The 12754-nt window shown below is 43.6% G+C and carries 4 protein-coding genes and 1 riboswitch; of the genes, 2 read left to right on the top strand and 2 right to left on the bottom strand.

Annotation, left to right across the window (positions count from 1 at the left end; genetic code table 11):
* Positions 1-95: 95 nt before the first annotated feature.
* Both BUB18_RS00665 and BUB18_RS00660 read right to left on the bottom strand, forming a co-directional pair.
* Complete coding sequence (locus BUB18_RS00665) at positions 96-1043, bottom strand: hypothetical protein (protein ID WP_073077039.1); 948 nt, start codon at positions 1041-1043, stop codon at positions 96-98.
* Positions 1044-1223: 180 nt separating this feature from the next.
* Complete coding sequence (locus BUB18_RS00660; protein WP_073077037.1) at positions 1224-3590, bottom strand: TonB-dependent receptor; 2367 nt, start codon at positions 3588-3590, stop codon at positions 1224-1226.
* A gap of 12 nt (positions 3591-3602) precedes the next feature.
* Positions 3603-3696: riboswitch (TPP riboswitch) on the bottom strand.
* A gap of 156 nt (positions 3697-3852) precedes the next feature.
* On the opposite strand from BUB18_RS00660, the gene BUB18_RS00655 reads away from it, so the two are divergent.
* The gene (locus tag BUB18_RS00655) at positions 3853-4248 is read left to right on the top strand and encodes a single-stranded DNA-binding protein (protein ID WP_178372055.1); all 396 of its coding nucleotides are present in this window, start codon (positions 3853-3855) and stop codon (positions 4246-4248) included.
* 292 nt (positions 4249-4540) lie between these two features.
* Complete coding sequence (locus BUB18_RS00650; RefSeq protein ID WP_073077033.1) at positions 4541-12646, top strand: UvrD-helicase domain-containing protein; 8106 nt, start codon at positions 4541-4543, stop codon at positions 12644-12646.
* The last annotated feature ends 108 nt before the right edge of the window (positions 12647-12754 follow it).

The following is a 12754-nucleotide window of genomic DNA, read 5'->3' as shown; positions in this document are numbered from 1 at the left end:
TAAGGCAGGGCTGGTATTGGATGAAGCGCAAATGTATACAACACGGCCGGAATATTTTATGCTTCAGGCAGGTTTGAAATACATTTATTATTTTGTTATTGATTTAACTTCTTTTCAAGGGTTTTAATTTTTTCCCTTTGCTCTTCCAGTTCCTTGCTTAATTTAATCAGATATAATGTTAACTCCTCAATTTTTTGCTGCTGGATAACCTGAATATCCGCTACGTCTTGTCCGTTGGTCTTTATTTCCGCTGCTGTTGATATTCCGGGGAGATGTTTGTGTTCCTGAATAAAATTATCCAGTTCCTGTAATGATAGAAGCGAGTAATCGCTGGCAAATACATAATCCGGCCAGTTAGCAGGGTTTTTTACAGTTACCTTTGCGAATACGGCATTTCCGTTTACCGCCAGCATATACCCTTTAATGTCCATGGTGCCGATACTTAAGGGACCCATCATGAGGCTGGGCGCAATATTCATGATGCTAAACGGCCGGCTGTTAGTGCTTCCTGATGATTGCACATAAGCATCCTTTTCAGTCTTGAAAGTGAGGGTACCAGCGCCTGTAATTTGGTATGGGAGTAAATTTTGAATACCGTCATATACTTGAGGTGTTACTTCACAAGTAGCACTAAAATAGTAGGTGCTGTTGCCTCTTAACCATATAACAATCACTGCGTTATTGCTAGTTCCTGAACAATCTTCATAACCAGCTACAAATGGTTTAGCGGCGGAATAGTTTTCCTGGTTAATCTCCGCATCAATGAAGTTAGATCCATGCCCCCATTTTGTTACGTGGTATCTGAATTTCGCCATGAGACTGCCATGCCAGTCACCATTCAGGTGCGCGCTGGATCGACCAATCTCTAATAAGGTCGACTTGTTAGCATCCCAATTACAATCATTAAACTGGACCGGGTAAAATTTGTCAAAATCGCCGTGTACATTAAAACTGCCTGTAACCTGGGCATTAGCACTAAGAGACATGGTTAACAACACCACTATTGCAGCAACGATGCTGCCTGCAAATTTTCTAAAATTCATAAGTATACGGGTAACGGTTATTTTTTAGTTGACTCCGTGCAAATTTATAAAAAAAACAAAGCCACACTCCATTAAAATGCTCCTGCTTATCATGAGGGAAGCGATCACATAGGCATTATCATAAAAAAAGCGCGGTAAATCAATGTTTACCGCGCTTTTAAATTTTTTAGGGAGATATTATCAGAATCCTATATTCACTCCTACGAAAAAGTTAAACCCAGCCATTGGATAATAGTAATTATCCGGCACTACCTTACCATCTACATACATCCCATAAGTACTGCCATTCGGCTCATACATTTTGTTGAAGATGTTGTTAAGCATGAGCTGTACGCCTAATTCACGGAACAATGGTTGCGGAATAACATAGGCAAAGCGCAGGTCACTAACATAGTAGGCATTTAAGCTAGCATTTTTATCGCCGGTGTTATCCAGGAATTGCCTGCTTACATATTTGCCCAGCAAATCAATGTTCAGGTTTTTTACTGGTTTTGCAGAGAGGGTATATCCTCCTACAAAGTTAGGAGAGAAGGAAATGGGCGTAGTGCCGAATTCCACCGTATGTGGGTTATAGTCACCATCGTAGTACACGCCATTAAAGTTTTTCACTTTGTTGTCGGAGAGGGAGGCATTGGCTGCAATAGTAAATACATTGCTCAGTTTTGCCGTTCCCGTTACTTCAACGCCCATGCGGTAACTCTTAGGGATGTTGGTGCGAATATATGCACCTACATCATTCAGTTGCCCTGTTTGAACCAGCTGATTCTTGTAATCCATGTAGTACACATTCGCCTGGATATTTACATTGCTGTTATGCCAGCTGTAGCCCGCTTCAAGGTCGCGCAGCTCTTCCGGCTTAGGTTCTTTTGCCCCGATGTTGGATTCAAAGTCAGTGCGGTTCGGCTCTTTATGTGCTACAGCAACACTGGCAAATAATCGGCTATTGGGATTGATGAAGTAGTTGATGCCTGCTTTAGGATTGAAGAAGTTGTATTTCATCTGTGGCTGGTAGTCAGCATCGTCATCAAATCCGTACATATTGTATTGTACATTGCGGTATTGCAGATCTACAAAAAACTGGAAGGCATCGGTGATATTGTATTGTCCTTTCCAGTAGATATTGAAGTCGTTTTTGTTAGCTGGGAAGCGATGGTATTCATAATCTTTATCGATGCCTACCGTTGCCCAGATAATGCGATCGTAGTGATCACCTTCATAGCGGTTCCAGCCGCCACCGAGGCTCCAGTTGAATTTCTTGCCGGTACGGTTTACGGAGAAGATGCCACCATAGAAATAATTGTCCAGCCACAGCTGCCGTACCAGGTCGGTGCTATATACGCTGTCGCCATTGATTACAGGTGGTTTCAGTCCATATTTCGGATAGTCCTGATTTGCTTTGTATTGTTCATAGTAGCCACGGCCGCGGGTAAGGTGGGCAGCTACGTTGAAGTTCAGGCTGGAATTGATTTCCTGGTTGTAGAACAGCTGGTAGTGGTCCTGCTGATAATTGTCGGTTTCGTTATCGTAAGGCGTGCCTGGTTTTTCTGTTCCTGCTGAATTGTAGGTACGGTCTGTCTTCAGCAGTGCTTCCGGTACGCCATTCCAGGCCTGGTACGTGCGTTCTTTACCAGAGAAAACGTTGAGCCGGATCGCAGTTTTTTTGCTGATATAGGCAGCAGAAGTATAGAAAGATTTTAAGTCGGAAGTCGCGCGATCTATATAACCATCAGAAGTGATTTTTGATAAGCGTGCATCTATGGTGAAATGATCGCCAATGAGGCCGGAACCTGCGCGTACCGTATTTTTCCAGCTGTTGAAAGATCCGAAGCTGCTGTTGATTTCGCCATATGCTTTTTCACGAAACTCGTTGGTACTCAGGTTGAGTGTAGCGCCGAAAGCACCAGCACCGTTGGTACTGGTACCCACGCCGCGTTGCAGTTCAATACTGTTTACAGAGCTGGCGAAGTCGGGCATGTTTACAAAAAAAGTTCCCTGTGATTCTGCATCGTTAATCGGTATACCGTTTACCGTTACATTGATACGGGTGATGTCGGAGCCACGTACCCGCATGCCCGTATAGCCGATACCGGTACCTGCATCAGAGCTGGACACTACGCCTGGCTGCTGGTTGAGGATGAATGGCAGGTCTTGTCCCATATTCGCTTTTTTGATTTCTTCTGCGTTCATGGTACTGTTTACAAACGGAGAATTTTTTCCTGCACGTAAACTACTGATCTCTACCGGTTTTACGAAGAGGCCTGTTTCTTCCATGGCGATATCGGCGCGGAGCTGGCCATTGGCATTGATGCCGGTGGTATAAGGCTTAAATCCGAGGAAGCTGGCATTGAGTGTATAGGCGCCGTTTTTTTTAAGGGCAATACTAAAATGTCCTTTGCGATCGGTAAGCGCACCCTGCTGGTTCACGGATACGGATACGCCCTCCATAGGCTGGCCGTTGGCTTTGTTGGTAACAGTGCCGGTTACGACGGATTGTGCTTGTACGGTAGCAGCTGTAAACAGCAGCACCCACAACAGTAACTGTTTCATGTTAAAATGTCTGTTAAGTATTTTTCACTTTCCTAACCAGCATTACCTGGTCCAGGTTCTTTGGGTGTGATCTCAGCCTGAAAGTAAGGCACCCCACGTGAAAGCGGCGGATAGGCCGTTTCCGGTACAAAGGTAGTAACGCATCCGGGAAATAAATAAATTATTTTTTGGGCAGGAGTATTTTCGGTATTTTCAGTGACTTCTCTCAATCATCATCAATTTTTTTAACCATTTAATTTTTATTGAGATGATTAAGTTGCAGTTGATCGGCCATTTAGGCCGTGATGCCGTGCTCCGCGAGGTAAACGGCGGTTCAGTTCTTAGCTTTACGGTAGCGGTTAATGAAAAGTTCCGCGATAAGGCCGGTGTGCTCAATGAGCGCACTACCTGGGTGGACTGCAGTATGTGGGACCGGCCACAGATGGCGCCTTATCTGCTGCAGGGAACGCTCGTGCATATCGAGGGAGCGCCCAAGGCGGATTCCTACGTGAGCACTCATTCAGGTGCCCTGTCCAGTATTCTTCGCCTGAGAGTGTTTTCTCTACAGCTGCTCAGCCGTAAAGACGATGAGAAAAGAAAAGCCGCTGTTGCAATCGCCCCGCCTGTTGGCGAGGCAGTGCCCGAACAGGAAACCCCTGCAGATGATCTGCCCTTCTAAGTAAAAATGTGCAATCCTATAAAGGTCACGCCTGATGGCGTGACCTTTTCTTATGGCTGCCTGTCATTGGTACATTTAATTGCCGGCTGAAAACCTACCCCAAATGGCATTATTATCTCATTAAAATATAATTTAATTTATGGTACGGGCTAATAGAACCGGCCTTTCAGGTACGGTTCACATCTTTTTTTTTCTTATACTTGTTTGACAAAATAACCTGATGTTTTCCGCGTGTTGATAAACAGTATCAAACAGCGCTGTGTATTCTATGAATTAAAATCCGTTTTGAAAGATGAAGCTGATAGATGTTCTGAAGGAAAACCAGCTAAATGTTGAATATGTCCGTAAGGGCATGAAGCTCTTAGGGCTGGATCTGGATAAATTAGACCTGATTTCTTCCAGTTTGACTACAGAAATTTTACCCCTGTTGAAATCAGTGGAAGGACTCACCCATCATACCAGCCGGATGGAAAAAATTAGCCTGAGGAAGCGGCTCGATAAGTTTATAGTGGTGGTGAAAGCGGATACCATTGTATCTCTCCCTAAAAAAGAAAGGGAAACAACTCCCCCTCAGCAGGTAATGCAGCCATCCAGACCATTTGTTAAATACAATGAGGGGAACCGGAAACTGGGCATAGTGAAGTTTTACGAGGCATCAAAGGGATTCGGATTTATTCACAGTTTTGCGGATAACAAGGCTTGCTTTGTACATGTCAAAAAAATGAGATGCCAGGGTCTGAAAGAGGATGAAATAGTAATCTTTGAAACACAACCTTCTCAGAAAAAAGCAGGAGAGCTGGATGCCTTCAATGTAACTAACCGCATTCCGGTGTTAATCATCAATAATGATACAGCCGCCAGATCCGAAGCTTTTCCATTGATTGAAAGTAGCCCGGAAAAAGAAATTTCCTTAACCGGACTATATCCTACAGGATTTTATGAAATTCGGGCATCTATCCGGTTGGGTAATTGGGATATAGAAATATTGGAGAATAGCAATATCGCCAAGAGAGATGTTATCGGCTTTGGAAAGAAAATACTAAGTGGGATGCTGATGCGAAAGGGCTACTGGAAAGCAGTGGACCGGCTGGCAATGCTTTTAAAAGGTTATATTAGTGACAGGGAACTTACGGCAACCTATCATAAAACAATTGAAGAAGTATCTCAACGTAAGCTACAGGATATACTTCCTTTGGTGCCAATGATCATGGAGGTTCACGGCGTGGCTGTTGCACTGGAAAAATGGTCCCAAAAGTTCAATCCGGTCAGTTTCGCTATGTGGTGGCTGATGGAGTTGCCAAACCTCCCATTACCAAAATCTTCAGAGGAAAAGGAATGCTGGAAACATAAAATTTTGCCTGCATTAGATTGGCAGCAACTGCAGATAGTGATTAGTCGCTTATCGTTGCAGTCCGAAGGCCGCCAGTTAATGGATGATGCTTATCAACAGCTGGCAGGCAAAGGATGGAAAATTACCAGCGCTGAAGAGGAACAGGCAGTGGTTGAATTTCTAGGCACTTTTAGCAGTGTATATCCATTAGTCAGGTTGACAGCCGATCAATTTGAGTGTGAAACTGCATTCCTTGTGGAATTGTACCGCAGGAACTTCCTTACTGGGTTACCACAGGCAGCTATAAACGAACACCTTGGGCACCTTACCACCGTAATGGAAAAGGTAAAGTTTGTAGAACAACTGCCGGTTGAAAATATATTGGAAGTATACGAGCAATTACCGGACTTAAGTCACTACAGAGAACAATATATTCAACGACTCTTAAATAACCTTGTTTCACAGGTAAATTACATCTGCTTTGACCTGGAATCAGACGGGGAACAGGTGGCAGAATTTGCCTGGAAAAATAATATTGGCATCTCCACCCATAAAGATTTTTCTAATAAGGAAACCGGGATTGCCAGGCTGGTATCGCTGATTAATGATGGCAGACTGGTGATCGGTCAGAATATCAGGGCATTTGACCTGGAAGTACTGGCCAGGAAAGGTGCGTCTCCTGCACCTTCCCTGATTTGGGACACATTGGAGATAGAGCTGTTACTGCATCCCCGCAGGCAGAGTTTTGCACTTAAAACAGCCCACCACGCAGCTGAAGATACCTCGCTAACTTTTCAGTTGTTCCTGAATCAGCTTGGACGGTTGATGACCATGGACACCCCTATTGATCTGCAGGCACCTTTTATACCGCCTGTCATCTTAGATATTATCAGCGAGTTTCGTACAGGAAACGGAGGTAAACTACCTGCCCACTTGTATTTTGAGCAATCCGCCCGGCAATTTTTTCGGACAGAATCCGGTTTTCAGCAAATGACAGACGATTCGTGCCAGGCATTCAGAAAGGCTACGCAATTTGCTGGAACAACCGTCATCATTGCACCGGAGATGCTTTGGGAACTACTGTCAGCTATGCATCCTCTGAAGTTTTTGAGTACAGATACAGCAAGGATGCAGGGGATTTCCGCTGAAAAAGTGTATGATAATTTAAAGGAACTGCCGAGACTGGCAGCAATATTAACCCAATATTTGATTACCTGCCATCAGCAAAATATTGTTCCTTATTTTGATCAGCTGCCTGCAGTAATCAGGCGCCTGATACCTACCGTTAAAGTAGCCGCGATTTGTGAAACAATACACCCGGCTGCAGGTGATGCCGTATGCGTGGCACCAGGCCAGATTGACAGCCTAAAGAACAGGTTTTCCGAACCAACGCAGGTACTATGCATAGGCACAGAGCTCTATGACCTCACCACCAAAATAAAGCTTGGACAGGATTATGATTTTTTCACTGTGATAGATCGCCTAAAGGAGCCGCCTGTGTGGTTGCATATGTCTGGTGGTAACAGTTTTACTGGTATTACCCGGGAGCAATGTCGTCTACTTGGAATCACCGATTTTCCGGATCACATCAATAATATCTGGCTGGAGAAAACTGATAGGGCTACCTATCGTGTATGGTGTAACCTTCACTTATCCAATTATCTGCAAGATGCAGGTCTCCAGGTAACAAGTTCGATACCATGGACAGATGGAGCTATAAAAAAGGAATTTGCATATGTGGTACGACCGGATACGCGTTTATCAGGATATATTGCAGCATCCAAGCGGGTAAATCCTGAATCTTTAAACAGAAAGTCCTACTGGCTATATCAGTTCAGGCTACTTGAGGCGGCAACAGCGGGGTCTGGGCGTCCTATCCTCTTACTGGTCAACAATCCGAAGGAAATAAATGATCTCTACACCTATGCCAGGGTATTAGATTATTTTTTACCTGATCAACGTGCCACCCTCGCCAGGCAAATCGAACTATTGCATAGCCACCCCGGCGGCAGAAAGCTGCTGGTGTTGCCATTTGATAAATTGGGAGAAGTCTTGTTGCTGAATACGACCCATGGGCTGGACATTGTTTGGGATAGTTTCAGCTTGCGGGAAAAGGCGCAAATGCTGAAGGGGCTGATGTCTGTTGGTGATCAGGTGTCGGATGATCCCGTACCCGCAGTGGATGTATCTGACAGGGAGCAGGATCATTATAGCCTGATCAAGATGCATCGTCCGCTGATTGACTTTTATTACCAGGCAATACAACAAAATAATGCTTCCTCGAGGTTGCTATTGCTGGACCCGAGGTTGACGGATTATTTTGGAATCGAAAAAACTTTAGCTGCAAAAGATCTGCAGGTAGTAATGTGGCAAAAGGAAAGCGACTATAGTGCAGATCGTAAGGTAATTGACCCATATTTCAGAGAGGCAGAACGACCTCCACTGAATCTTAATCTCGAAGATGCAAAAGAAATACTCAGGCGGGTATTTCTGGCAAGAGAAGATGGGAAGGCTCCCTGGCCATGGTATGATTATCAGCATGCATACCTGAATAGTATTCTGCCAGCGAAAGATGATCTGCTTATTTCATTGCCAACCGGTGCCGGGAAGTCACTTTTATTCCAGGGGCCTGCCCTTTTCAGGTCTGCATTTTCAGGGAAGCTTTCTATCGTAATTTGCCCGCTACGGGCTCTTATGCAGGATCAGGTAGATGGATTGTGGAATAAAGGTTTTTTCAGCAATGTTGATTATCTCAGCGGGGATAAGGAGCAATCGGAAGTAAACGATATATACAGGAGAATTGCAGGTGGAGAGCTTACCTTACTTTATATCACACCGGAAAGATTCAGATCCCGTGCATTTGAAAACAGCCTGCTTACCCGTATGGATTCCGACAGTGGTCTCGAATACGCCATTTTTGACGAAGCGCATTGCATATCGCAATGGGGGCAGGAGTTCAGACCTGACTATCTTAATGCTGCCCGAAAAATTGCAGGTCTTTCAAGGCAATTGACCGCAAGAAAGCTGTTATTCTCAGCAACTATTTCAGAACAGGTATTTGAAGAGATCAAAATATTACTTCCAGGCATACACGCAGTAAGCGATACTGAAAAAAGTTATAACCCTGTTAGAGATCATATCAGGATGGATTTCCGGCACCAGATTGTAGAGGAGGACAGACTGCCGGAAATTGCGAATTATTTGAAGAAGAACAATTTCAGCCCTTCATTAAGCCGGGCAATTATTTTTGTAAAAAGCAGAAGGAAAGCCGAAGAATCTGCCGAAGGTATGGGAGATAGTTTAAATGCGGTTTATGGAGGTCAATGTGCTTTTGCTGATAAAGTAGGGGTATTTCACGCCGGTATGGATACTGAAGACAGGAAAGATGCCTATGAGCGATTCAAAAGTGGAGAATTGGTGGTATTATTTGCCACAAAAGCATTTGGTATGGGCATGGATATTCCTAATATTCATTTTGTGGCCCATTATTCTCCATCAGGAACCTTCGAAGATTTCTTGCAGGAAGTAGGGCGTGCCGGCAGGAATGAGACGCAGCGCCTAGAAGCAGGATTTACCACAGAAAACCCTATTAAAACACTGTGTCTTACCGCTGGTAATGATTTTGCTAAACTGAAAGATCAACTGCATGAAAGCAGGATTTCCTGGCATGATGTAAAAGATATGAAAAAGGTGATGGAAGATTACCTGAGTAATTTCCGCCCTTTGATTGCTGATGCGGAGATACCTTTTGCGATTCCATTTAACCTGTATTCCAGTGAAAAAGGTAGTACGGAAGAAGAGCTGGACAACAAGTTCCGGATGGGATTACATTGGCTGGAAAAATTGGGCCGAATCAGGTTAGGATATTTCACCATTACACATGTGGCTATTGATGCAGTGTCGCTACGTGGCCTTGCTGCAAAACTCAGTGATGGGGCAGAAAAAGAGATTACCCAGATATGCCAGGCTATATTATCTCTTATGTTACAGGCCGATCCTATTGAAGATATGGTGCAGATATCGCTGTCGGCACTTCGTGATATGACCAGGTTAAGCCTTACTAATATTTTTTCGGGGCTAATTAGAGCGCATAAATTAAATTATTTTCTTCTTGAGCAGAAGGTTATCCTTTTGCCAACCAAATTGCGGCAGGCAGAGGTCAGGTATAGTTGTGACTCACACACTGAATCAGAGAAGTACCTGGCCCTGAAAGTGATGTTTGCTTTGGCGCGGTTAATCATGAATGCTACCCCATTAAGTGAATCTAAAACATTTGAAGAGGAAGATATCAATACTATGTTGACAGCTGCCATCCAACTGGTAATGGAGGATGGGGGACTACCATGGAGTAAAAAAGAAACGCTACCCGCCAGGGAGAAGGAATATGCTGCCTACCTCCATGATATTGCCAGGAAAAGAGTTAAACATGCCTTTACGATCATAAGGCTCCTTGGTAAAACGAGGCATGAAAGTAAAATGGAAAAAGTACTGGATACCAATGTGAAGGTACGGATCAGGCAAACGTTGGTGAATGGATATCATAAGAAGGAAGAATGGTTAGGGAAGATAACTGGATTGGAAAGGGATTGTCATCATTTAATGGATTATGTAGCAAAAAAATATTTTACTGAGAATATTAAACGTTTTAACTGGCCTGATATTATTGCACATTTAAATTGCACTGAGGATGTAAATTATTTGGGAGGCTTATTACATATCTTATCAGTAGCGGGTTATTGTAGATCCGGCGGATTACTGCCTTCAGGTATTGAAGTATATCTGCAATCAGTTGATCCCATTATCGAAGGGGATCTTCAATCGAATGATAAACTGATTTTTGATGAGTTTGAAGAAACCCGCAAAGTGCGTGAACTGAAGCTGATAGCCCTGGAGGTACTGGCTGGCTTTCATAAAGGAGAACGCAAGGTACAGGGGACTGATGGTTTAGTATCTCAAGTAATGTTGGAATCCGATCTCAGAAAAAGGCAGGATCAGTTTATCCGAAAATATTTTTCCTGCAACTCCCTGGATAGCCTGTTAACGTTGCTTCAGAGTGAATTGAATCCGGATGATCCATTATTGGTTAAATGGCGTGGGGATGCAATCAGTACGGAAGAAAACAGGTTAAATAAGGAACAGCGCGAAGTATATGACGCAGCGGTGGATCAGCACATCAATGTAATGGCCGGACCTGGATCGGGAAAAACTCATACGCTTACGCTCCGGGTGGCCAGGCTGGTTCACCACATTGGCGTAAAGCCGGAAGATATCCTGATATTGGCCTATAACCGCGCAGTGGTATCTGAATTGAAGCAGCGGTTAGGGCGGTTATTTAATGACTTGGGTTACGGTAATCTGGTAAGGCAACTCAAAATTTTTACGTTCCATGGGCTTGCTAAAAAATATTGCGAAGAACAGCTGACTAACAAGCCATTTGATCAATGGGAGAACATATTGCTAAATCAACTGATCAAGGCACCTGGCGCCGTTATGAACAGGCTGGCGCCTCTGCAGCATATACTGGTGGATGAGTTTCAGGATATTAACAGTGTCAGGGTGGAACTTTTGAACAGGCTGCAGCAGTTAACTCATGCAAAATTATTTATTATCGGAGATCCCAATCAGAGTATTTACGGTTATGAAAGAGTAAAAGCAGGAAAACCAATGAGTCCTTGGCCTTACTATGCGGAGTTTAACGAATTGTTTGGGCCTAAACTTTATGAGCTCAGGAACAATCATCGTTCGTTTCCGGCAATTCTGGAACTGGCGTCAACGGTCCTGGATGCAGATAAGGAACATAAAGAGCTTTTGTCAAAACCTACACGTATTCCTGATAAGTCGTTCGTGAAGGATTATGTGCAGCTGATAGAGTTAACAGAAACCATGATGTGGTGGTGGGACCAGATTCCTGGCCTGTTGCAGGAAAGAATAGGCAATCGGCCTTACAGGCAGCTGGCCATTCTTTTCAGAACCAATAATGAAGTATACAGGGGATACCAGAAAGTAAAATCTCTGCATCTTCCTAATGTTAGAATCAGGATACAGGGTAGCTTGCCATATGAGTTTACTAGAATCAGGGAATGTCATGAAGTGCTGTTGTTCCTGAGAGCGCAAATCAATGAAATAATCCCTGTCAATTTTAAGGATACCATTAAGCAACATATATTAGCGCTGATTGAAACGTATCCGAACTGGAATCATTTTTATTTACGGGTGATGTATTCCCTGGTAGCGGACTTTTTGGATGAAGCAGAAGACCAGCCTTTTTTTAATCAGTTACTGGATTATATTACAGAGCTCACACATAAAGACGATGGGCAACTGTTTAAGATATATGAGAAATATGCCGATGAATTTGCTGCAGACCTTGTGGAAACGGAAATTGTACTAACTACTATGCATAAGGTGAAAGGGTTGGAGTTTGATTGCGTGATGGTTCCACCTTCTTTTTCGGATCTGCCCCTCAAAATAGATGAGGAAGCTTCCGCCGAAGCAATTTCCGAACAGTTGGACGAAGAAAAACGACTGATGTATGTGGCTTATACGCGCGCAAGATACCGGTTGCTGGTATTCAGGCACCATAGGGAGGTGGCGCTTGTCCGCGGGGAAACATATCAATTTAAGGATGCCAATAATTCCAGGCTGGGTATTCCGGTATTGCCGGAAATCAGGAAGTTAAATATAGGTTGGGGGGCTTCTTCTTACGTATTTAATAAAAAAATCCATGAGTTTATTAAAACCGAAGTGAAGAGTGGAGATTATGTTGAAGTCAGGAAACGGACGGTAGATAATGTAGAACAACCATTCGCAGTGTATGAACTATTTAAGGTTGGCCATTCTTTGCCACTTGGACAGTTATCGAAAGATGCCGGAAAAATTCGCCTTTTTACAAAATGCAGTGGGTTTATTGTTAATGAAGTAGCCGTTTGGACGTACCAGGATACTTTAAATGCTGACGGGGATAATAATAACGGTTATGAGAAAGGATGGTGTGAGGATGCTATTAAGCAGGGATATATTTACCTTGTAGATTTTGCAGGCTTTGGGAAGCCGGAGGAGGAAGATTAGCCCTTGTGAAGCAAGGGAGACCTGAATAGCTTCTTTTAATCTATTTAAAATCAATTATTTAGGTGTGTATTTTTATATTTTTTTACAAATTAATTTGGCGTTTATAAA

The sequence above is a fragment of the Chitinophaga jiangningensis genome, from assembly GCF_900142605.1.
GTDB classification, from domain to species: Bacteria; Bacteroidota; Bacteroidia; order Chitinophagales; family Chitinophagaceae; genus Chitinophaga; species Chitinophaga jiangningensis.
The sequence above is the reverse complement of the archived record's forward strand: the minus strand, read 5'-3'. Positions and strand labels throughout refer to the sequence as shown.